Source organism: Pseudomonas sp. LS2P72 (assembly GCF_054897865.1).
The window spans coordinates 3,225,835-3,248,050 of sequence record NZ_CM142708.1; the positions used below are offsets into that span (position 1 = coordinate 3,225,835).

The window sequence follows — 22,216 nt, forward strand, 5'->3', positions numbered from 1 at the left end:
CGATCCCCCTGACACCCCACCACCAAACCAACGACCACGGACCCAGACAAAACCATGACCGACACCCCCCATTTCCCCCTCTCCGCCGTGGTCGGCGCCGACGATCTGAAACTCGCCCTCTACCTGACCGCCATCGACCCGAAAATCGGCGGCGTTCTCATCGAAGGCCCCCGCGGCATGGCCAAGTCGACCCTCGCCCGTGGCCTGGCGGACCTGCTCGCCAGCGGCCAATTCGTCACCTTGCCGCTCGGCGCCACCGAAGAGCGACTGGTCGGCACGCTCGACCTGGACGCCGCCCTGAGCGAGGGTCGCGCACAGTTTTCCCCCGGTGTGCTGGCCAAGGCCGACGGCGGCGTGCTCTACGTCGATGAAGTCAACTTGCTGCCCGATCACCTGGTGGACCTGCTGCTGGATGTGGCCGCCAGCGGCACCAACCTGATCGAACGCGACGGCATTTCCCATCGGCATTCGGCGAAGTTCGTGCTGATCGGCACCATGAACCCGGAAGAGGGTGAGCTGCGTCCGCAATTGCTCGACCGCTTTGGCCTGAACGTCGCCCTCAGTGGCCACACAGCCCCGACCGAGCGCGGCCAGATCATCCGGCGACGGCTGGATTTCGACAGCGATCCCCAGCGCTTCTGCGCCGAATGGGAAAGCCAACAGCAGTCGCTGCGCGAACGTTGCCAGAAAGCGCGCAGCGCACTGGCAAGCATACCGCTCGACGATCATGCGCTCGCGCAGATTACCGAGCGCTGCTTTGCCGCCGGTGTCGATGGCTTGCGGGCCGACCTGGTCTGGTTGCGCGCGGCGCGTGCCCACGCGGCGTGGCGTGGGGCGAGCGTAATCGCCGAGGAAGATATCGATGCTGTCGCCGAATTTGCCTTGCGCCATCGCCGCCGCGAGCCATCGCCACCAGCGCCGCAACACAGTCAACCGCCCTCTACGCAAAATGCCAACCCGAGCGAAGGCCAGGGCCAATGGGGTGAAATGCCCGCTCAGGCGCTCCCGGTCGGCGCCCGACGTGACGTGCCGAGCTGGCCAAAAAAGCCCTAGGCATTCGCCCTCGACATGACGCGGGGGCGAATGCCAGACCCCGCGCCGGACGACTGGACAATGGCAAACAGGGTAAACGTCACGCGGCGCGCAGCGGCTCGATCAATTGGCCCGGCACCTTGCTGAACGGCCGTCCGCGTCGGCGTGACGATGTCTTGTTTCACCTGGGCACTCGTTCGCCCCACGAACTGTGGTTGGTGATCGTCGACGCCTCGGCTTCGACTCGTCGCCATCAGGCGTTGAGCGATGCCAAGGGCTTGCTGGCGCAACTGTTCGACGATGCCTATCGCCAGCGTGCACGCCTGGCGTTGCTCACGGCCAGTGGTCATGTGCCGAAGTGGCAAGTACAAGGGTTGAAAGCCTCCGCGGGTTTGCGCAACTGGCTTGATGGGTTGGGAGCCGGCGGTGGTACGCCGTTGCTGGCGGCGCTGGGTGAGGCGGGGCGCTGGCTGACGGCACGGCAAAAACGCTTTCCGACGGAAAAGCAGCGATTGTTGCTGGTAACCGATGGCCGATTGAAGGACTGGTCGATGTTGCCGGCGCTTGATTGCCCGGGGCTGCTGATCGACATCGAACGCGGGCCGATTCGGCTTGGCCGTGCAAAACAGTTGGCGGCGGCGCTGCTGGCTGATTATCGGCACATTGATGAGCTGATTTCAGGCTGAGTACTATGTTGCCTCGGCTAGCCTTTTCGCGAGCAGGCTCGCTCCCACAAATGGTCTGCGGCGTTCACAAATCCCATGTGGGAGCGAGCCTGCTCGCGATGGCATCACCTCGGAACTGGATAATCACGGACAGTCCGCATCGCTGCCCTATGCTCTATGAGCAACGCCATCACAGGAGTGAATCATGCGCGTTCTAGCCGCCAACATTCAGGACGATTTCCGCGTCAAGGCCTACGCCGGCACCAATGGCGTGCTGTTGGCCATGGACCTGGCTGAACCCCGACGCAAAGGCCTATTGGGTTTCGCCATCGAAAGACAACAAGGCCCCAAGCCCTGGCTGTTCCTGTTTAACCGCCTGACTTTCCCCGGCAAGGTGCATACCTTTCCCCAGTTTCACGCGACCCCCAGCAATATCGCGCCGTTGCAGAAATTTCGCTGGGCCGATTACGCGGTCAATCCGGGGATGACGATCCATTACCGAATCCACCTGGCCTATGGCAGCGTTGATGCGCCTCAACTGGGGGAGTACCTGGAGTTGACGGTCACCTCTGACAATGGTCAGCCGAATAATCAAAGCGTGATCTTCAATCGTGCAGTGGCCGCCAGCCAGGCGTTCCAGCGCAAGTTTCCCGAGCTCGACGCGCTGATCAGCGCCAACAAGAACCTGCCCATCGAAGCCTGGCCGGATGCCCCGCGGCAATGGCTGGAAAACGGTTTGCTTGGGCGTTTGCTGGGGTTTATCGAGCGTGCGGTGGATGACCAGTGGGCGCTGGACATCGCCATCTACGAGTATGAATTGCAGGCCGTTGTCGATGCGGTCAATGCCGCGTTCGAACGTGGGGTAAACGTTCGAGTCCTGTATCACGCTCAACCGGACGATGATGACACCACCGTCAACGAGGCCAGCCTGGAAAAAATCCCCGCGGGGCACAAGCGCGGGCGGGTCACCCACAATATCTTCCACAACAAATTCATCGTCCTGAGCCGGCTCGACGCGGCGGGGCAGCGTCAGCCCGAAGCGGTGCTTTGCGGCAGCACCAACTTCACGCCCAACGGTGTTTACCGCCAGGCCAACGTGGTGCATGTGCTGGACGACACACGCGTCAGCACCAGCTATCTGCACACCTTCGAGCAGGTCTGGGCTAACCCTGCGGATGTCGGTGCCACCCGAAACTGGATCACCCAAAACAACCCGATGGATCCGCTGCAGCCGATGTTCGCCGGTTTCTCACCGCGCTCGGGCAGAGGGGATCTGCAAGCGTTTGTCGAGATCATCAACGCCGCGAAAAAGGACGTGCTGTTCGTCACCGCGTTCGCCTTGCCCGACGACATCCTGAACGCCTTGCTCGGCCTGCCCCACGACGACATTTTGCGTTACGGCCTGCAAAACACCGCCAGCCGTATCACCGGTTTCCACGCCGACCGCACCGCCGAATTCGCCGCCACCGCGCTGCTTAACACCGGGCTGGAAGGCTGGCTCCGAGAGAACATGAAAGGCCAGAAGGGCAATCTGCTGGTGCACACCAAAGCCGTGGTGACGGACTTCACCAGCGATGCGCCGACGATCATCAGCGGCAGCCATAACCTCAGTGCCGCGGCCAGCAATGGCAATGACGAGAACTACCTGATCATTCGCGGCGATACCGATCTGGCAGACCGTTATGGTCTGGAACTGCTGCGATTCTACGAGCATTACCGCTTTCGCTATTTCGCCAAGAAACTCGCGCTCAAGCAGGTCCATCCGTTGGCAGCGGATGATAGCTGGACCGACGATTACTATCGCGCGGGGGATTTGCGGCAGCTATCCAGATTGCGTTTTTCCGGACGGTAAATACGCTTGCAGCGCAAACGTACCTCTTGTGGGAGTGAGCCTGCTCGCGATAGCGGTGTGTCAGGCGACATCAATATTGACTGGTCGGGCGCTTTCGCGAGCAAGCTCGCTCCCACATTGGATTACTTCATTCCCATCGCCGGCCGGTACTGACGAGTCCGCCGGGCGATGTGCACGCGGTCGAGAATCAACGCCCATAGCGCCGAAACATCGGGACGGGTCTTGCGCCCACGGCTCAGGCGATTGAGCTGGAACTTCACGACGGCCATGCTCGCCAGTGCCGCCAGAGGTTTGCGTTTCCAGCGAATCGGTGGCAGTTGCGGGTGACTGTTCTGGCCTTCGCGCCAGCGTTTGACCAGTTGCGGTTAGAGCGCCAGCGCCGTGCCGATCCCGGCCATGGCGATGCCGCTGTCGAGCACCTGTTCGACGATCGCCAGGCGTCGAATCCCGCCGGTCACCATCACCGGCATGTTCGCCACGCTGGCCAGCTCGCCGGCCATTTCCAGAAAATACGCTTCACGCGCCAGGGTCCGGCCATCCCGGGCCTCACCTTGCATGGCCGGGGCTTCGTAGCTGCCGCCGGAGAGTTCCAGCAGATCGATTGGTTGATCGTTGAGCCACTGGATGACTTGTCGGGCGTCGTCGGCATCGAAACCGCCGCGCTGGAAGTCCGCCGTGTTGAGCTTTACCGCCACGCAAAATGTCGGCGACACAGACTTGCGCACAGCACTGACCACCGCCAACAACAAACACGCGCGATTTTCCAGAGAACCACCCCAGCGGTCGGTCCGGCGGTTGGTCAAGGGTGAGAGGAACTGGCTGATCAGATAACCGTGTGCGGCATGAATCTGCACCCCAGTGAAGCCGGCCTTTTCCGCCAGGGCAGCGCTGGTGGCGAAACGTTGAATGACCTCTTCGATGTCGCGCTCGCTCATGGGTTTGGGCTCGGCAAACATCTTTGAGAACGCGCCCAGGTCCAGCGCCACGGCGGATGGCGCCAACGCTTGCTGGCCAAGGTTGGCCATGGTCTGACGGCCAGGATGATTGAGCTGCATCCAGAACTGCGCGCCACCGGCCCGACCGATGCTGGCCCACTGGCGAAAGCGTTCAAGGTGCCGCTCATCTTCCTGATTCGGCAGGTGGAGCGCCGGGCCAACGGTTACCGGCATTATCCCGACCAAGCGTTGCAAGCCCTGAAGATCATCCTTTGCGCCCAGCAGGCCGGGTTCAGCCTGGAAGAGTTGAAACAGTTGTTGCCGGACAGCGCGACCGGTGAGTTCAAGCAAGACGAATTGCTGGCGGGGCTTACACGCAAAGTCGAACAGATTGAAGAGATGCAGCTGCACCTGGCGCAAAGCAAGGCGCAGCTGTTGGAGGTGATCGACAACATTCAGTCGCGGCCGGAAGGCATGGGCTGCGAAGCGAATGCCCAGCGGGTTTTGGCGAGATTCAAGCCTTAGCGCTGATAGCAGCGGTCGACGGAGCGGGGATCGGATTGCGCATCAGCGTGCCCACCACCAGCGCACCCAACAATGCCAACAACCCTGCAACCCACAACAGCAGACTGAAGCCACCGACGAAGGCTTGCCGGGCCAACGGTTCGACCACGGTTCGTGCGGTTTCCGGCAACAGGCTCATTGCTGCCGTCATGTCGCCGGCGACCACCCGCGAGGCGATGCCCTGGGTTTGGCCGAGCCATTGCGCACCTTGTTCCGTCAGGCTCGTACGCAACAACAGCTCGGTATGACTGGACAGCAACGCACCGAACACGCCGATGGCCAGCACGATGGCGCTGAAGCGCATGGTGGTGCTCATGCCTGAAGCCATGCCAGTGCGCTCCCGTGGTACGCAAGCCATGATGTTCTTTTGCGTATCGCCGTTGAGCAGCCCGGCACCGGCGCCCGTCACGGCAATCGCCAGGGCGAAGGGCAGGTAACCGCCGCTGCTGACCGCCCAGGCACTGAGCAGGTTGCCGCTGCCGACCAGGGTCAAACCAGCGGCCATCAACGTGGCGGGGGCAAACCGACGCGCCAGACGTACGCCGATGCGCGGGCAAATCAGCATGGTCAGGGCAAACGGCAACATTCCCAGACCTGAAGCGATGGCCGAGAAACCCAGGCCATTTTGCAGGTAGAAAGGCAGCAGGGTCATCATCACCTGGGCGCAACCGGCGTAGGCAAACATGCCCAATAGCGCGCCGATGAAGCGCGGATGCTTGAACAGTTGCAGGTCAACCATCGGCCGCCGCTGCATCCGCTCAATCACCACGAACAGCCCCAGCAACAGAGCGCCGCCGATCAGTCGAGCGTAGGTCAGCGGATTGCTCCAGCCGATCCGGTTCGCCTCGATCAGGCCCCAGATCAGGCACAGCAAACTCGCACTGAACGCCAGGCTGCCCCAGGGATCGAGGCGTGCGGATTGAGTGTCGCGGGACTCCGGCACGGCGCGCCAGACCATCACCATCAGGAACACTCCGACGGGCAGGTTAAGGTAGAAAATCCAGCGCCAGCCCATGTATTCGGTGATCAGTCCGCCGACCGTCGGCGCGGCGGTCATCGCCACCCCCATGCACGCGCCCCAGAACGCCCAGGCCTTGGCCCGCTCCACTTCATCGTGAAAGGTGTGGCCGATGGAGGCGAGGGCCGAGGTCAGCAGCAAGGCCGCGCCGACACCCTTGACTGCCCGGGCGATGTCGAGAAACAACGCATTGTGCGCGGCACCGCAACCGATGGACGCGAGAATGAAAATGGCCAACCCGCAGAGCAGGGTTTTCTGCCGGCCGAAGCGGTCGGCGATGCTGCCAGCCGGCAACAAAAGGGCGGCGAAGGCCAGCATGTAAGCGCTGACCACCCATTCGATGTCGGCAAAGTTTGCGCCCAGGTCGCGGGCGATCGTTGGCAGCGTCACGGCGACAATGTTGGTGTCGAGGACGATCAGCGAGCAAACGCCTGAGGCTGTGAGTAATGTCAGGCGCGGACTCACCTTGGGTTTGACGGGCATGGCAACGTTTCTCTACTGTGAAAGTCAGTGCAGCTTATCGTCTGTTGACGCTTCCCTTGTTAGGCGTGCCTTGTCACTTCATTACCTTTGAGCTAATGCACCCATGGACATACGGCATTTCCGCTATTTCCTCGCCGTTGCCCGGCAAGGCAACTTCACCCGCGCCGCTGAACAACTCGGTATCGCACCGCCGACCTTGACTCGACAGATCCAGGACATGGAGAACGAACTCGGCACGCGATTGTTCGTGCGCCAGACACGGGAAGTCAGCCTGACCGAGGCCGGCGCCGCGCTGTTGATCGAGGCCGAGGCGACTGTGCGGCAATTCGAATACGCTCAGTACAACGCCCAGCGTGCCGGGCGCGGCGACATTGGCCATATCGAACTGGGTTACGTGGCTTCGGCGGTGTATTCGGGCTTGCTGCAGAAACAGGTGCAAGCCTTCAGCCGCGAGTGTCCTGACGTCAGCCTGAACGTACGGGAAAGTCCCATGGCGTCATTGCCGATGATGGTGGTCGAGGGGCGTTTCGATATTGGCTATGTCCGCTCACCCATGACCTTGCCCGAAGGCCTGGAAGCCATTCGCCTGGACGCAGAAGGCTTTGTGCTGGCGCTGCCGACCGAGTCCTGGCTGTGCCGATTGCCAGAGATTGGCCCGGAACATTTGCAGAACGAGACATTCATCCTGCCGGAGCAAATCAGCGGCACCTTGCAAGTCGCCGCCGAGGGCGGATTTGCGCCGAAACTGGGGGCACAACCGGGCGGGCTGGTGGCGGTCATTGCGTTGGTATCGTTGGGGCAGGGCGTGGCGGTGGTGCCAGAATCGGTGGTCGGGCATGTTGGTTTGCCCGGCGTGCTGTACCGGGCAATCAAAGGATGCGAGGCGAGTTCGTGGCTGTCGTTGATTTATCGTCGGTTCGAGAAGTCCGCTGCGGTGTCCAGGTATATCGAGCAGGTCAAGAATCGCTAAGCGCAAAAGCTTCGCGAGCAGGCTTGCTCCCACTATTGACCGGGTGACCCAAACAGACACGGTCATCTGTGGGAGCGAGCCTGCTCGCGAAAGCGATCTAACAGCAAATCCGCCGATTCAACTGCCGGGTTGCGCGAGGCACAGTACGCAACCTGCGCAGGGTCTGGCGCAACCATGCCAGATCGTGAACCGGTTTACGCTTCACCGTTGCCGGTTTCACCTTGCCAATGTGCCCGGCGAAGTCTTCCTGCAGGGTTTGCTCAGTGCCGATTCCCTTGAGCTTCTTCAGCAACTTCCCATCCTTGTAAAACAGCACGGTCGGAGTGCCGGTGACGTCCGGGTGGCGGGGAGATTCGCTGGTATTGAGCATGTAGATGTTCGCGTGATGGCGATATCGTTCGCCAATCTGACGAAAAATCGGCCCGGCGGTTTCGCAGGCGGGACAGTGTTGATTGCCGAAGTACAGGATCACCGGGCGCCAGGTTTTCAGGGCCTTGCGGTAGACCGGGGCCAGCGATGTATGAGTGGTTGTCGAGCTCATTGAAATCTCCGTCTTCAATATGGGCACGTGTTGTAGCGGTGAAGGGGCTGGTAGCCAGATGGCTGGCTAACAGTGGGTCAGACTTCAACGTTGCTCGAGTTTCACATCATCGAAATACGATCCAAAAGTGTCGAACGGACCATCGTTTGCTTCCAGCTTGATCGACATTTTGTTGGTGCCTTTAGGTGCAGTGAAGTCTACGAAGTGCGCGCTCCAGGGGGTGCCACCGCCGATATTGAGGCGTTGCGTCTCCCCTGATGGATGCAGCAAAACTTGTGCTGCGCAGGCGCAACCTTGCTCTGTTTTCATTTTCACGGAAAACCGGAACTCGCCCTCGCTGGCGATCGTAACGTCCTGAGTGATCATGCCTGGTGCCTGCAAGACACAATAACCGTCTTCATAGCGGGCTTTCTGCGGTGTATCAGTCGTCCAATACTGGCCTTCCTGTGTGAATTCACTATTGCGCAGCAAGTTGAAGGTTGAGGATTGTTGAGACATGTGAAAACTCCTGTAAGTGGTTTGTCAAAAAACCGCAAGCCCAGCGAATGGCGTGTGATGGACGGTGTGAGCGGTTGCACGAATTGAGCGCTCATAACCTGCGGTCCACAACTGTCATATCTGACAGGTCTCCTCTGAAAACCGATGAACGGTCATAAGCTGATGGCCTGGCGCATAAGCGCGAACGGGCAGGCATGCGCGGTGTTTTTCTGGTGCGCTACGCACCTTTTGTGGCCTTGCTACCCGTGGGTGTAGCCCTCGGTAGCAGCCTCGCCGCGGTCGATGGTGCTTAGTATTCAGGTCAGATTTTTCTATCCTCTTGAATTAATAGTCTTTTCGGATCCACCAAGATTTTCCATCAATCCTGTGGCACACTTTCTGCTGTCTGTTCCGTTGTTGCATACCAATATCCGGTATAGCGGAATAAACATCATCCCTGGAGTGCTTGCCATGCATCGCCGACCTTCCTTGTTTAAAGCGTGTGTTTTTGTTCTCGCGGCTTCGGCCGCTGCCATGGGCGTGGCTCAGGCGGCGGACAGCAAGCTCGATAGCGTGCTGGCCCGCGGGAAACTGATTGTGGGCACGGGCAGCACCAATGCGCCGTGGCACTTCCAGGGAGCGGACGGCAAGTTGCAGGGTTTTGATATCGATATCGCGCGGATGGTGGCCAAAGGGTTGTTCAACGACCCGAGCAAAGTCGAGTTCGTGGTGCAGTCGTCCGATGCGCGGATTCCCAACCTGCTGACCGACAAGGTCGACATGAGTTGCCAATTCATCACCGTCACCGCCAGTCGTGCCCAGCAAGTGGCGTTCACGCTGCCGTACTACCGCGAAGGTGTCGGCCTGCTGTTGCCGGCCAACAGCAAGTACAAGGAAATCGAAGACCTGAAAGCCGCCGGCGACGGTGTGACCGTGGCGGTGTTACAGAACGTGTACGCCGAAGAGTTGGTGCATCAGGCGTTGCCCAAGGCCAAGGTCGATCAGTACGACAGCGTGGACCTGATGTATCAGGCGGTGAACTCCGGCCGTGCCGATGCTGCGGCCACCGATCAGTCGTCGGTGAAATACCTGATGGTGCAGAACCAGGGTCGCTATCGCAGCCCGGCTTATGCCTGGAGCCCGCAAACCTACGCGTGCGCGGTCAAACGCGGCGATCAGGACTGGCTGAACTTCGTCAACACCGTCTTGCATGAAGGCATGACAGGCGTGGAATTCCCGACCTACGCAGCGTCGTTCAAGCAATGGTTCGGTGTCGATCTGCCGTCGCCAGCCATCGGTTTCCCCGTCGAATTCAAATGATCCCGTGAGAGCGGGGCGGTTCCGATCGCCCCGTTCAAGGTGCTGCTGACCATGAACTATCAGTTGAATTTTGCCGCCGTGTGGCGCGATTTCGACACCCTGCTGGCGGGGCTCGTTCTGGGCCTCGAACTGGCGCTGGTGTCGATCGCCATCGGCTGCGTGATCGGCCTGATGATGGCGTTTGCTTTGCTGTCAAAGCACCGCGCATTGCGTGTGATGGCGTCGGTGTATGTGACGGTGGTCCGCAACACGCCGATTCTGGTGTTGATTCTGTTGATCTACTTTGCCTTGCCCAGTCTGGGCATTCGTCTGGACAAGATCCCGTCGTTCATCATCACGCTCTCGCTGTATGCCGGTGCCTATCTGACCGAAGTGTTCCGCGGCGGGCTGTTGAGTATTCCCAAAGGCCAGCGCGAAGCCGGGTTGGCGATCGGTCTGGGTGAGTGGCAGGTCAAGGCGTACGTCACCGTGCCGGTGATGCTGCGCAATGTACTGCCGGCGCTGTCGAACAACTTCATTTCGCTGTTCAAGGACACCTCGCTGGCCGCGGCGATTGCCGTGCCGGAGCTGACCTATTACGCGCGCAAGATCAATGTCGAGAGCTACCGGGTGATTGAAACCTGGCTGGTGACCACAGCGCTCTATGTGGCGGCCTGTTACCTCATTGCCATGATGCTGCGTTACCTCGAGCAGCGTCTGGCGATTCGCCGATAGGAGGCCCACATGTACGAATCCCCCAGTTGGTTACATGAGTTATGGGTTGCCCGTGAAGTGTTGTGGCAGGGCTTTTTGACCAGTGTGCAGGTCTCGGCCCTGGCGATTCTGTTGGGCACGATGCTCGGCGTTGTTGCCGGTCTGGTGCTGACCTACGGCAAGTTCTGGATGCGCGCGCCGTTTCGGTTTTACGTCGACATCATTCGCGGCACGCCGGTGTTTGTATTGGTGCTGGCCTGCTTCTATATGGCGCCGGCACTGGGCTGGCAGATCAGCGCCTTTCAGGCCGGTGCATTGGGGCTGACGCTGTTTTGCGGCTCCCACGTCGCCGAGATCGTGCGCGGTGCGTTGCAAGCGCTGCCCAGTGGTCAGATGGAAGCGAGCAAGGCCATCGGCCTGACGTTCTATCAAGCGCTCGGTTATGTGCTGTTGCCTCAGGCGTTGCGGCAGATTTTGCCGACCTGGGTCAACTCGTCCACCGAGATCGTAAAGGCTTCGACGCTGTTGTCGGTGATCGGTGTCGCCGAGTTGTTGCTCAGCACGCAGCAGATCATCGCCCGGACCTTCATGACCCTCGAGTTTTACCTGTTCGCCGGATTTCTGTTTTTCGTCATCAACTACGCCATCGAATTACTCGGCCGGCACATTGAAAAGCGGGTGGCCTTGCCATGACTCAATCTTCGCTCTCTAACGTAAAAATTGCTCAAAACGGTCAGCCCCTGCTGGACATTCGCGGGTTGCACAAAAAGTACGGTGAGCTTGAAGTGCTCAAGGGCGTCGACCTGACCATGCAGCGCGGCAACGTCGTCACGCTGATCGGTTCCAGCGGCTCAGGCAAGACCACGCTGCTGCGTTGCGTGAACATGCTCGAAGAGTTCCAGGGCGGGCAGATCATGCTCGATGGCGAGTCCATCGGTTATGACGAGGTCAACGGCAAGCGCCTGCGTCACGCGGAAAAAGTCATCGCCCGGCATCGGGCCATGACCGGCATGGCGTTCCAGCAGTTCAACCTGTTTCCGCACCTCACGGCTTTACAGAACGTCACCCTCGGTTTGCTCAAGGTCAAAAAGCTGCACAAGGATGAAGCGGTGGCCCTGGCGGAAAAATGGCTGGAACGGGTCGGCTTGCTGGAACGCCGCGATCACTTCCCCGGTCAGTTGTCCGGCGGTCAGCAACAGCGCGTGGCGATTGCCCGGGCGATTGCGATGAACCCGAGCCTGATGCTGTTCGACGAAGTCACTTCGGCCCTCGATCCGGAACTGGTGGGCGAAGTGCTGAGCGTGATCAAAGGCCTGGCCGAAGACGGCATGACCATGCTGTTGGTGACCCACGAAATGCGTTTTGCGTTTGAGGTCTCGGACAAAATCGTTTTCATGAATCAGGGGCGGATCGAAGAGCAGGGGCCACCCAAGGAACTGTTCGAACGCCCACAATCACCGCGTCTGGCTGAATTTCTGAAGAACACGCGGTTCTGACTTTTACAAAAGAATACTCACTTTCAATCAGGAGAAACATTCATGAGCATTACTCGTTACGGCACCGGCAGCACCGCCGCAGGCGGTCAGCCTCGCCCTTTCGCCCGAGCCGTTGAAGCCGATGGCTGGCTGCACGTTTCGGGGCAGGTGCCGGCGCTGGATGGCGAGATCATTACTGGCGGAATTGTCGAACAGACCCACCAGACCATGAAGAATCTGATCGCGATCCTGCAAGAGGCCGGTTATGGCCTGGAAGATGTGGTACGTGCTGGCGTTTGGTTGGAGGATCCGCGGGACTTCACGAGTTTCAACAAGGTGTTTTCCGAATACTTCAAAAGCGAACACGCCCCGGCCCGGGCCTGTGTGCAGGCGAACATGATGGTCGATTGCAAGGTCGAGATTGACTGCGTTGCATACAAGAAAAAGGCCTGAGATTTGCGGTGAACTGAGGAGCGCCCTCACCCTAACCCTCTCCCGGAGGGAGAGGGGACTGTTCTATATCGATGCAAGTTTTGAGGTCAGACAAAAATATTTGCATCGATGCGAACAGGCGCCCTCTCCCCTTTGGGGCGGTCCGACGTTTCGGGAGGGCGGGGGGTGAGGGGTGGATCTGACTGACACCACCACCTCGGCCAGTTAATATCCCGGCGACTTTGAATGGGAACACAGACATGACCGAAGACACCATCAAGCGTCGGGCTCGCGGTTTGGACCGGGCGTTCGATATCCTCGATTTCCTCAAGGAAGTCGGCAAGCCCCTGCGCCCGAACGAAATCGCCAGCGGCATCGGCAGCCCGAAATCCACGGTCTACGAATTGGTTGCCTCCCTGCTGGAGCGACGGATTCTGGAGGCCGTGGGCAAGGACGGTCACGTCTACCTCGGCCGTCAGCTGTACTTCCTGGGGCAAGCGCATTTACGCCATTTCGACCTGACCCGCGAGGCCGATCATGCCTTGCAGGAGATCGTCAGCCAGACCCGCGAAACCGCGCAGATGTGCCTGCTCAACGGACGAAAATACACCGTGGCCTTGATGAAAGAGGGCGAGCGGCACTTCCGCATTTCCTCGGACATCGGCGAGAACGCGCCGATTCCCTGGACCGCTTCCGGGCGCCTGCTGCTGGCGCACTTGAGCGACCAGGAAATCGTCGACCTGATTGATCACGACGACTTCATCCTGCCCAACGGCGAACGCCTGCCGCTCGAACAGTTTCTCGGGGAAATCCGTCAGGCCGCTATCGATGGTTTCTTCTCTTTCGATAGCGTTGCCGACACCTTTACCCATTGCTTCGCCGCCCCGGTGAAAGACCCGAACGGCGTGGCCATTGCGACCCTGTGCATCGTCGCCCCACGGGCCGATGCCAAGAACAATTACAACGACTACCGCCGGGTGCTGATTGACAGCGCCAACAGCCTGGCCCGTCGCATCAACGAATAACAGCGGCTGTCTGCGACCGTGAATGTGAGGAGTTCGACCATGTTTTCTGCCAAAAATACTGCCACCGTGGAAAAGGGCTTTGCCCACACAGGCGCCAATCTGGTACGCGACGTCAGCCTGCCTGCGCTGGTGCTGCACCGCGAAGCGCTGGAACACAACATTCGCTGGATGCAGAACTTCGTCAGCAACAGCGGCGCTGAACTGGCGCCGCATGGCAAAACCAGCATGACGCCGGCGCTGTTTCGTCGCCAACTGGACGCCGGTGCCTGGGGCATCACCCTGGCCAGCGCCACGCAAACCCGCGCGGCTTACGCCCATGGTGTGCATCGGGTGCTGATGGCCAATCAGTTGGTCGGCACGCCGAACATGGCGTTGATCGCCGATCTGCTGGCAGACCCTGCTTTCGATTTCCACTGCATGGTCGATCACCCGGACAACGTCGCTGACCTCGGCGCGTATTTCGCCTCGCGCGGTGCGCGCCTGAACGTGATGATCGAGTACGGCGTGGTCGGCGGTCGTTGCGGTTGCCGCACGGAAGACGAAGTGGTCGCGCTGGCCAAAGCCATTGCCGCACAACCGGCCCTGGCGCTGACCGGGATCGAAGGCTACGAAGGGGTGATTCACGGCGATCACGCGGTGAGCGGCATCCGTGCGTTCGCTGATTCTTTGGTGCGCCTGGCCGTGCAATTGCAGGACAGCGGCGCGTTCGCCATTCCCAAGCCGATCATCACGGCGTCGGGTTCGGCCTGGTACGACCTGATCGCTGAATCCTTCGAAGCGCAAAACGCCGGCGGGCGTTTCCTCAGTGTGCTGCGTCCCGGTAGCTATGTGGCTCACGACCATGGCATCTACAAAGAAGCGCAATGCTGCGTCCTCGACCGCCGCAGCGACCTGCACGAAGGCTTGCGCCCGGCGCTGGAAGTCTGGGCTCACGTGCAGTCGTTGCCGGAACCGGGTTTTGCGGTGATTGCCCTGGGTAAACGCGACGTGGCCTACGACGCCGGGTTGCCGGTGCCGCTGTTGCGTTACAAGGCGGGCGTGGTGCCGGCGACGGGCGACGACGTCAGCGCCTGCCAGGTGACGGCAGTGATGGACCAGCATGCGTTCATGACCGTGGCGCCGGGGGTTGAGCTGCGGGTGGGAGACATCATTTCCTTTGGTACTTCGCACCCGTGCCTGACGTTCGACAAGTGGCGCATTGGGTGTCTGGTGGATGAGCAGCTGAATGTCATCGAAACCATGGAAACCTGTTTCTAAGGCTCCAGACCGAGGCGCGGCCATCGCGAGCAAGCTCGGCTCCTACAGGATTGGGGCTCGACACAAGACCTGTAGGAGCTGAGCTTGCTCCGGGCGGCGATCCGACGATGACGGCCGGCCAGACAACACCGAAACACCAGAGACTCCACAATGAACACCATCAGCACCCTCGGCCCCAACACCCCGCGCATTGCCCTGATCGGCGAATGCATGATCGAGTTGCAGCAACGCGCCGACGGCAGCCTGCAACAAAGTTTCGGTGGCGATACCTTGAACACGGCGGTGTACCTGTCCCGGGAATTGGGCGAGGGCGGCACGGTGGATTACGTCACCGCCCTGGGCGACGACAGTTTCAGCGATGCCATGTGCCAGAGCTGGGCCGACGAAAACATCGGACTGGGCATGGTCCAGCGTTTGCCCGGCCGCTTGCCCGGCTTGTATTGCATCCAGACTGACGCCGCTGGTGAGCGGCGTTTTCTCTATTGGCGTAATGAAGCGGCCGTCCGCGATTGTTTCACCACCCCGGCCGCCGCGCCGATCCTGGCGTCGCTGCCGGATTACGATGTGCTGTATTTCAGTGGCATCACCCTGGCGGTACTGGGTGCGCAAGGTCGGGAGAAATTGCTGGAAACCCTGATCGAAGCCCGGCAGCGGGATGCGCGGATCGTGTTCGACAACAACTACCGGCCACGTTTGTGGGCGTCGATCGAGGACGCACGAGCGGCCTATCGCAGCGTTCTGCCCTATGTCGACCTGGCATTGCTGACTGTCGATGACGAACAGGCGCTGTTTGATTTTTCCGATTGCGAGGCGGTGTTTGCCGCATACGAGCAGATTGGCACGCCTGAAGTGGTACTCAAGCGTGGCGCCGAGGCGTGTCTGATTCGTTGTGATGGAGAGTCGTTTGAAGTGCCGGCGCAGGTAGTCGAACGGGTGGTGGACACCACGGCGGCGGGGGATTCATTCAGCGCGGCGTATTTGGCCAGGCGCCTGAAAGGAGGCAGCCCGGTTGAGGCGGCTGAAGCGGGGCATCGGTTGGCGAGTCGGGTGATTCAGGTGCCGGGGGCACTCATTCCGAAGAGTTGATGCAATCCCTGTGGTGAGGGGGTTCTGTGGCGAGGGGATTTATCCCCGTTGGACTGCGCAGCAGTCCCATTTTGGGGGCCGCTGCGCGACCCAACGGGGATAAATCCCCTCGCCACAGGGCCCTCAGGCAAACGATCAATCCCGGTAAAACACCTGCACCAGGTGATAGCCGAACTTGCTCTTGATCGGCCCATGCACCACACGCAACGGTTTTTTGAAAATCACCGCATCGATGACCCCGACCATCTGCCCGGGCCGCACTTCACCCAGGTCGCCGCCGCGCTTGCCGGACGGGCAGGTGGAATACTTCTTGGCCAGCACATCGAAGGCTTCGCCCTTGGCGATGCGTTGTTTGAGCTGCTCGGCTTCTTCCGAGGTTTTCACCAGAATATGGCGGGCTTGAGCTTTCATTGGGGCAGGTACCTTGCAACGGTGGTGGCTATGTTGGCGACAGCGGGGCGCGCGATTATGCCTTAACTCAGTCCGGTTGGCCGATCATCGCGCGAATCTTGTTGGCCAACAGGTCAATGGAAAAGGGCTTGGCGACCATGTCCATGCCTTCCTCCAGGAAGCCCTGGCGTTCGGCGGCTTTTTCCGCGTAACCGGTCATGAACAGCACCTTGAGTTCGGGGCGGTGCTGGCGCGCAATCTCCGCCAGTTGCCGACCGTTCATTCCCGGCAGCCCGACGTCGGTGACCAGCAAATCGACCCGCAGGTCGGACTCCAGCAGGGGCAGGGCGGTCTTCGCGTCTTTGGCTTCATGGGCGTGATAACCCAGCTCGTTGAGCAGGTCGAGCACCAGCATGCGCACCGCCGGGTCGTCCTCCACCAACACCACGGTTTCACCGGCGATCGCGGCTGGCGCTTCGCTGGTGACGGGCATCAGGATGTTTTCGGGCTCTGCAGCGTGCAGCCGCGGCAGGTACAGACGGACGCTGGTGCCCTGGCCCGGCAAGCTGAACAGGCTGACATGACCGCCCGACTGCTGGGCAAATCCATAGATCATCGACAGCCCAAGACCGGTGCCCTGGCCGATGGGTTTGGTGGTGAAGAACGGGTCGAAGGCCTTGGCCAGCACCGACGGTGTCATGCCGGTGCCGTTGTCGCTGACGGCAATCATCAGATAATCCCCGGCCTTGATCGGTTCCAGGGTGTTGATGTCACTGCTGTCGAGGTAAACGTTGGCCGTTTCGATCCGCAACTCGCCGCCATCGGGCATGGCGTCCCGGGCGTTGATCACCAGATTGAGCAGCGCATTTTCCAGCTGGCTGACGTCGGTGCTTACCGGCCAGACATTATCGGCCAGTTGCAGTTTGAGCTCGATGTGGTCTCCTTTGGTCCGGCTGAGCAGATCTTCCAGGGAATGGATCAGATCATTGGCGTTCAGCGGTTTGCGGTCCAGTGACTGACGCCGTGAAAACGCCAGCAAACGATGGGTCAGGGCGGCGGCACGGTTGGCGGAGGACACCGCCGCCTCGGTGAAGCGGCCCACCTCGGCGGCGCGCCCGTCGGCGATGTAGCGCTGCATCAAGTCGAGGCTGCCGATGATCCCGGTGAGCATATTGTTGAAATCATGGGCGATGCCGCCGGTGAGCTGGCCGAGCGCTTCCATCTTCTGCGCATGGCGCAACGCCTCTTCGGCGCGCTCGCGTTCGAACATCTCGTTCTGTAGTCGCTGGTTGGCTTCGGCCAGTTGTTGGGTGCGGGCGGCAACTCGTTCCTCGAGCGTTTCGTTGAGATTACGCAGGGCTTCTTCGGTCTGTTTGCGCTCGGTTTCGTCAATCACAAAGATATAGAAACCATTCACCGCACCATCCGCGCCGTGGCGCGGCAAGTAGTTCATCAGGGCATGACGGGTGCTGCCGTCACGGTGCGGGGTGCTGATGCTGAAACTACAAGGCTTGCCGGACAGCGCCTGGGCGATGTATTCGGCGCGCAAGGCATAGGCTTCGTCACCCAGTACTTCACGGATGGTTTTGCCAAAGAGCTCCTGGGGCGTCAGCCCGTACCAGTCGAGGTAGGCTGCATTGTTCAGGCGAAAGCGTTCCTCGCTGTCCACGTAGCTGATCAGGATCGGCATGGCGTTGATGATCAGTTGCAGCTCGGTCTGACTTTGCCGCAGGGCTTGTTCGGTGTGTTTGCGTTCGGTCAGGTCCAGGGCGGCGCCGAGGAAGCGGATCGGCCGGCCATGGTGGTCCTTGTAACAACGACCTCGAGCAAACACCCAGCGCAGTTGGCCGTCGGCTTGCAGCAGGCGATATTCCTCGGCGTACTCGGTGGCGTGGGTGATCGAGTGCTTGATGCTGCGGGTGACCATGGCGCGGTCTTGCGGGTGTACCCCCTGAAGGTAGGCGCTGATGGGCAACTGATTGGCGAGCTGCGGGTCGATACCGTGTAACTGGGCGAAGTGGGTGTCGGCGATGAAGCGGTCTTCGTTTATGTCCCAGTCCCAGGTGCCGACGGCGTCGGTGGCCGCGAGGGCCAGTTGCAGACGCTCCTCGGTTTCGTGCTGGGCCTTGAGGCTGGCGGCCGAACGCTGCTCGAGTTCGAGGGCGATGCGTCGGCGTTCGTTGGTTTCGATGGCGGTCACCAGGATCCCGGCGACTTGGGCGCTTTCATCGCGGATGGGGCTGTAGGTCAGGTCCAGCCAGAAGTCGGAATCATGGCCGTTACGCTGCAAGGTGAAGCGCTGTTCGCTGTAGGTCCGCACCTGCCCTTGTAGGACGGCGCTGTAAATGGGGTCGGTAAAGTCTTTTAACTCTGGCCAGATCAGGTGTGTCGGCTGTCCGAATGCGTGTGGATGCTTGCTGCCGGCCAGCAGGGCGAAACCGTCGTTGTAGATCTGCGTGAGCTGCGGCCCCCACAGCAACAGCATGGGCATCGGCGAATGAATCACGATATCCACGGCGGTTCGCAGGCTTTGCGGCCAGGTATTGGCAGCGCCCAGCGGACTGCGTCTCCAGTCCAGTCGGGCAATCAAGGCCTGTGCATCGCTGCCGGTCGGTGATGCGTTCATCAAAATGTCCTGCACTTAAGTCGGTGTAGCGGTGTCAACTATCCTTGTACCGCAGTAGACGCTGTATGACCCTTTTTGGGTCATTTTATTCATTGAATGCTTCGCGGGTGCTTTTTGCCATGGAAATCGACGCACTGTTAAGGCTCCTGGCCAGCCAGAATGGCTCCGATCTTTATCTGTCTACCGGTGCGCCACCCAGCGCACGGTTCGAGGGGGTGCTCAAACCCTTGGCCGATCAGCCGTTCAAACCGGGTGAAATCGCGGCCATTGCCGCGTCCATCATGGACGCCGAACAGCGTCTGGAGTTCGATCGGGAGCTGGAGATGAACCTGGCGATTTCTTTGCCAGGTGTCGGGCGCTTTCGGGTCAATATCTTCAAACAACGCAACGATGTGTCGATCGTGGCGCGCAACATCAAACTCGACATTCCGCGTTTCGAAGACCTCAAGCTGCCGCCGGTGCTCCTCGAAACGGTGATGCTCAAACAGGGACTGATGCTGTTCGTCGGTGCTACCGGCTCGGGCAAGTCAACCTCGCTGGCGGCATTGATCGACTACCGCAATCGCCACAGCAGTGGCCACATCATCACCATTGAAGACCCGGTCGAGTACATCCATCGGCACAAGAAGTCGATCATCAACCAGCGTGAGGTCGGCGTCGATACCCGCAGTTTTCACGCCGCATTGAAAAATACCCTGCGCCAGGCACCGGACGTCGTGCTGATCGGCGAAATCCGTGACCGCGAGACAATGGAGCATGCACTGGCGTTTGCCGATACCGGTCATCTGGTGATTTCCACGCTGCATGCCCACAACGCCCATCAGGCGCTGGACCGGATCATCAACTTCTTCCCCGAGGAGCGCCGTACGCAGTTGCTTCATGATCTGGGCAACAACCTGAAAGCGTTCGTGTCCCAGCGCCTGGTGCATACCCGCAACGGTCAGCGACGGGCAGCGGTGGAGGTGATGCTGGGTACGCCGACCATTGGCGATTTGATCCGGCGCAATGAGTTTTCAGAGCTCAAGGGAATCATGGAGAAGTCTGTGGAGCTGGGAATGCAGACGTTTGACGGTGCGCTATTCGAGTTGGTCGCAGAAGGGGCTATCGATGAGGAGGAAGCGTTGAAGCATGCGGATTCGGTGAACAATTTGCGTCTGCGGCTGAAGCTGCACGCCGAAGCATCACCAGGCCCCCATGCACCTCCGGGTGAATGGGGATTAATGGACTGACATAAATCCAATGTGGGAGCGGGCTTGCTCGCGAAGGCGGTGTGTCAGTCGACATTTATATTGACTGACCCGACGCCTTCGCGAGCAAGCCCGCTCCCACACTCGATCTCTGTCAATCAAGGAGTTCCGAGCGGTCGCGGAATTGTTCCAGCGCCTCGGGATTGGCCAACGCATCGGTATTCTTCACCTTCTGGCCATGCACCACATTCCTCACGGCCAACTCGACAACCTTGCCACTGATCGTCCGTGGAATGTCCGTCACCGCAACAATCTTCGCCGGCACATGCCGCGGTGTGGTGTTGGCGCGGATGACCTGGCGGATCTGTTGTTGCAGCGCGTCGTCCAGTTCGACGCCGTCGCGCAACCGCACGAACAGCACCACCCGCACGTCCTCCTGCCACTGCTGACCGATGGCCACGCTGTCCAGAACCTGTGGGACTTTCTCCACCTGACGGTAGATTTCCGCGGTGCCGATGCGCACGCCGCCGGGGTTGAGCACGGCGTCGGAGCGTCCGTGGATCATCATCGCGCCATGGGGCAACTGTTCTGCGTAATCGCCTTGGGCCCAGACACCGGGGAATTGACTGAAATACGAGGCGCGAAGCTTTTCCTGCTGGGGGTCATTCCAGAACCCGATGGGGATTGCCGGGAAGTGCCGGGTGCACACCAGCTCACCTTTTTCGCCGATCACCGGCTGACCGTTGTCGTTCCAGACTTCCACCGACATACCCAGGCTTTTGCCTTGTATCTCGCCACGGCGTACCGGTTGCAGCGGATTGCTGTTCACAAAGCACGAAACGATGTCGGTGCCGCCGGACATCGAGGCCAGGCACAGGTCAGGCTTGAGGTCGCGGTAGACGTAGTCGTAACTCTGCGGCGACAACGCGGAACCGGTGCACAGCAGGGTTTTGAGGCTGCTCAGGTCATGATTTTCGCGAGGTTTGATGCCGCTGCTTTCCAGGGTCGCGAGGTACTTGGGGCTGGTGCCGAAGACACTGATGCGTTCGTCGTCGATCAGGTCGATCAGACGCTCGGGGGCGGGATGAAATGGCGAGCCGTCGTACAGCACCACCGCGCTGTCCACGGCCAGTGCCGAGACCAGCCAGTTCCACATCATCCAGCCGCAGGTGGTGTAGTAGAACAACCGGTCACTGGGGCCGAGATCGCAATGCAGGCCATGTTCCTTGACGTGTTGCAACAACACACCGCCAGTGCTGTGAATGATGCATTTCGGCACGCCAGTGGTGCCGCTGGAATAGAGGATATACAGCGGATGCGCGAAGGGCACCGGGACGAAATCCGGCTCGCCGCCCACGTCGTAGAAATCATCCCAGAGCGTCACGTTGGCCCGGGTATGGAAGTGTTCGATGTGCGCTTGCGGTTGGGCGTAAGGCACGACAATCAACTGCTGCAAGGACGGCAGGCGTTCAAGGATTTCATTGACCTTGGCGGTCTGGTCGATGTCCTTGCCGGCATAGCGGTAACCGGCGCAGGTGATCAGCACTTTCGGCTCGATCTGACCGAAACGGTCGATGACGCCCTGGGTGCCGAAGTCCGGTGAGGAGCAGGACCAGATCGCTCCCAAACTGGTGGTGCCGAGCATCGCCACGAGGGTTTGCCAGGTATTGGGCATGCACGCCGCGACGCGGTCACCGAGGCTGACACCGGCGGCTTTCAAGCTGTTCTGAAACCCGGCGACATGCTCGCCCAGTTCTGCCCAGGTCAGGTGTTCACGCTGGCCGTTCTCGCCGATGGCAATGACCGCCACGGCATCGTCGCGACGGCGCATCAAGTGTTCGGCGAAGTTCAGGGTGGCGCCGGGAAACCATTGGGCGCTGGGCATTTGCGCGCCCTCAACCAGCACAGCGTCCGGTTGATCGTGGAAACGGATGTCGAAGAAATCGACGATGGCCTGCCAGAACGCTTCACGCTGATCGATGGACCATTGATGCAGGGCAGGGTAGTCGTCGACGTGGAGGTTGTGTCGCTGATTGATGAAGCGCCGGAAGGCCTCCATGCGGGTCTTGCCGATGCGCTTGGCGCTGGGTTGCCAGAGGATGTCGGACATGGCTTGCCTCTTCTTATTAATGCATTCAGTCGGCCTTTTGTGGCGAGGGGATTTATCCCCGTTGGGTGGCGAAGCCGC

Annotated in this window: 20 protein-coding genes and 1 pseudogene; 14 read left to right on the plus strand and 7 right to left on the minus strand. The window is 60.3% G+C overall.

Annotated features, from left to right (window positions below):
* Positions 1-54 precede the first annotated feature (54 nt).
* The 3 genes from ACYZUA_RS14850 (at position 55) to ACYZUA_RS14860 (ending at position 3,549) form a co-directional block, all read left to right on the plus strand.
* Positions 55-1,053 (plus strand): ATP-binding protein, encoded by a 999-nt coding sequence (locus ACYZUA_RS14850; protein WP_461959443.1) that lies wholly within the window; start codon positions 55-57, stop codon positions 1,051-1,053.
* Positions 1,054-1,172: 119 nt separating this feature from the next.
* Positions 1,173-1,718, plus strand: a complete 546-nt coding sequence (locus ACYZUA_RS14855) for a vWA domain-containing protein (protein WP_461959444.1) — start codon at positions 1,173-1,175, stop codon at positions 1,716-1,718.
* 184 nt (positions 1,719-1,902) lie between these two features.
* Positions 1,903-3,549: a phospholipase D-like domain-containing protein gene (locus ACYZUA_RS14860; RefSeq protein ID WP_461959445.1), complete on the plus strand. Its 1,647-nt coding sequence runs from the start codon at positions 1,903-1,905 to the stop codon at positions 3,547-3,549.
* A 122-nt stretch (positions 3,550-3,671) separates the two neighbouring features.
* Here the strand turns inward: ACYZUA_RS14860 and ACYZUA_RS14865 are convergent.
* Positions 3,672-4,676 (minus strand): annotated as a pseudogene (locus ACYZUA_RS14865) (oxidoreductase); the annotation flags it as partial.
* Here ACYZUA_RS14865 and ACYZUA_RS14870 point away from each other — a divergent pair.
* Positions 4,590-5,009, plus strand: coding sequence for a MerR family DNA-binding protein (locus tag ACYZUA_RS14870; RefSeq protein ID WP_461959446.1), 420 nt, complete (start codon positions 4,590-4,592; stop codon positions 5,007-5,009). The pseudogene ACYZUA_RS14865 and the gene ACYZUA_RS14870 overlap by 87 nt on opposite strands.
* Here ACYZUA_RS14870 and ACYZUA_RS14875 read toward each other — a convergent pair.
* The gene (locus tag ACYZUA_RS14875; RefSeq protein ID WP_461959447.1) at positions 4,999-6,549 is read right to left on the minus strand and encodes an MFS transporter; all 1,551 of its coding nucleotides are present in this window, start codon (positions 6,547-6,549) and stop codon (positions 4,999-5,001) included. The two genes, ACYZUA_RS14870 and ACYZUA_RS14875, sit on opposite strands and share 11 nt — an antisense overlap.
* Before the next feature lie 103 nt (positions 6,550-6,652).
* On the opposite strand from ACYZUA_RS14875, the gene ACYZUA_RS14880 reads away from it, so the two are divergent.
* A complete protein-coding gene (locus tag ACYZUA_RS14880; protein WP_461959448.1) occupies positions 6,653-7,519 on the plus strand; it encodes a LysR family transcriptional regulator in 867 nt (288 codons plus the stop codon).
* Between the two features lie 97 nt (positions 7,520-7,616).
* Here ACYZUA_RS14880 and ACYZUA_RS14885 read toward each other — a convergent pair whose 3' ends face one another.
* On the minus strand, positions 7,617-8,060 hold the full coding sequence (locus ACYZUA_RS14885) for a thioredoxin domain-containing protein (RefSeq protein WP_461959449.1): 444 nt from the start codon (positions 8,058-8,060) through the stop codon (positions 7,617-7,619).
* 84 nt (positions 8,061-8,144) lie between these two features.
* Positions 8,145-8,558, minus strand: a complete 414-nt coding sequence (locus tag ACYZUA_RS14890; RefSeq protein WP_461959450.1) for a hypothetical protein — start codon at positions 8,556-8,558, stop codon at positions 8,145-8,147.
* A gap of 450 nt (positions 8,559-9,008) precedes the next feature.
* Between ACYZUA_RS14890 and ACYZUA_RS14895 the strand changes: the two genes are divergently transcribed.
* The 8 genes from ACYZUA_RS14895 to ACYZUA_RS14930 all read left to right on the plus strand — a co-directional run bounded on the left by ACYZUA_RS14895 (position 9,009) and on the right by ACYZUA_RS14930 (position 15,825).
* Positions 9,009-9,857 carry a transporter substrate-binding domain-containing protein gene (locus ACYZUA_RS14895; protein WP_095129604.1) on the plus strand — a complete coding sequence of 283 codons (849 nt, stop codon included), beginning with the start codon at positions 9,009-9,011 and terminating at the stop codon, positions 9,855-9,857.
* A gap of 51 nt (positions 9,858-9,908) precedes the next feature.
* Positions 9,909-10,571 (plus strand): amino acid ABC transporter permease, encoded by a 663-nt coding sequence (locus ACYZUA_RS14900; RefSeq protein WP_461959451.1) that lies wholly within the window; start codon positions 9,909-9,911, stop codon positions 10,569-10,571.
* Between the two features lie 9 nt (positions 10,572-10,580).
* Positions 10,581-11,243: an amino acid ABC transporter permease gene (locus ACYZUA_RS14905; protein WP_461959452.1), complete on the plus strand. Its 663-nt coding sequence runs from the start codon at positions 10,581-10,583 to the stop codon at positions 11,241-11,243.
* Positions 11,240-12,046 carry an amino acid ABC transporter ATP-binding protein gene (locus ACYZUA_RS14910; RefSeq protein WP_461959453.1) on the plus strand — a complete coding sequence of 269 codons (807 nt, stop codon included), beginning with the start codon at positions 11,240-11,242 and terminating at the stop codon, positions 12,044-12,046. The genes ACYZUA_RS14905 and ACYZUA_RS14910 overlap by 4 nt, the downstream gene beginning before the upstream one ends.
* 42 nt (positions 12,047-12,088) lie before the next feature.
* Positions 12,089-12,478, plus strand: a complete 390-nt coding sequence (locus tag ACYZUA_RS14915) for a RidA family protein (RefSeq protein WP_461959454.1) — start codon at positions 12,089-12,091, stop codon at positions 12,476-12,478.
* 239 nt (positions 12,479-12,717) lie between these two features.
* The gene (locus tag ACYZUA_RS14920; RefSeq protein ID WP_033061664.1) at positions 12,718-13,482 is read left to right on the plus strand and encodes an IclR family transcriptional regulator; all 765 of its coding nucleotides are present in this window, start codon (positions 12,718-12,720) and stop codon (positions 13,480-13,482) included.
* 39 nt (positions 13,483-13,521) lie between these two features.
* Entirely contained in the window at positions 13,522-14,739 is a 1,218-nt protein-coding gene (locus tag ACYZUA_RS14925) for an amino acid deaminase (RefSeq protein WP_461959455.1), read from the plus strand.
* A gap of 150 nt (positions 14,740-14,889) precedes the next feature.
* Positions 14,890-15,825: a sugar kinase gene (locus tag ACYZUA_RS14930; protein ID WP_461959456.1), complete on the plus strand. Its 936-nt coding sequence runs from the start codon at positions 14,890-14,892 to the stop codon at positions 15,823-15,825.
* Positions 15,826-15,960: 135 nt separating this feature from the next.
* Here the strand turns inward: ACYZUA_RS14930 and ACYZUA_RS14935 are convergent, their stop codons facing one another.
* Entirely contained in the window at positions 15,961-16,236 is a 276-nt protein-coding gene (locus ACYZUA_RS14935) for a peptidylprolyl isomerase (protein WP_007898282.1), read from the minus strand.
* A 67-nt stretch (positions 16,237-16,303) separates the two neighbouring features.
* Positions 16,304-18,841 carry a hybrid sensor histidine kinase/response regulator gene (locus ACYZUA_RS14940; RefSeq protein ID WP_461959457.1) on the minus strand — a complete coding sequence of 846 codons (2,538 nt, stop codon included), beginning with the start codon at positions 18,839-18,841 and terminating at the stop codon, positions 16,304-16,306.
* A gap of 119 nt (positions 18,842-18,960) precedes the next feature.
* On the opposite strand from ACYZUA_RS14940, the gene ACYZUA_RS14945 reads away from it, so the two are divergent.
* On the plus strand, positions 18,961-20,070 hold the full coding sequence (locus ACYZUA_RS14945) for a PilT/PilU family type 4a pilus ATPase (RefSeq protein WP_461959458.1): 1,110 nt from the start codon (positions 18,961-18,963) through the stop codon (positions 20,068-20,070).
* Positions 20,071-20,182: 112 nt separating this feature from the next.
* Here ACYZUA_RS14945 and ACYZUA_RS14950 read toward each other — a convergent pair whose 3' ends face one another.
* Positions 20,183-22,138 carry an acetoacetate--CoA ligase gene (locus ACYZUA_RS14950; RefSeq protein ID WP_461959459.1) on the minus strand — a complete coding sequence of 652 codons (1,956 nt, stop codon included), beginning with the start codon at positions 22,136-22,138 and terminating at the stop codon, positions 20,183-20,185.
* Positions 22,139-22,216: the final 78 nt, after the last annotated feature.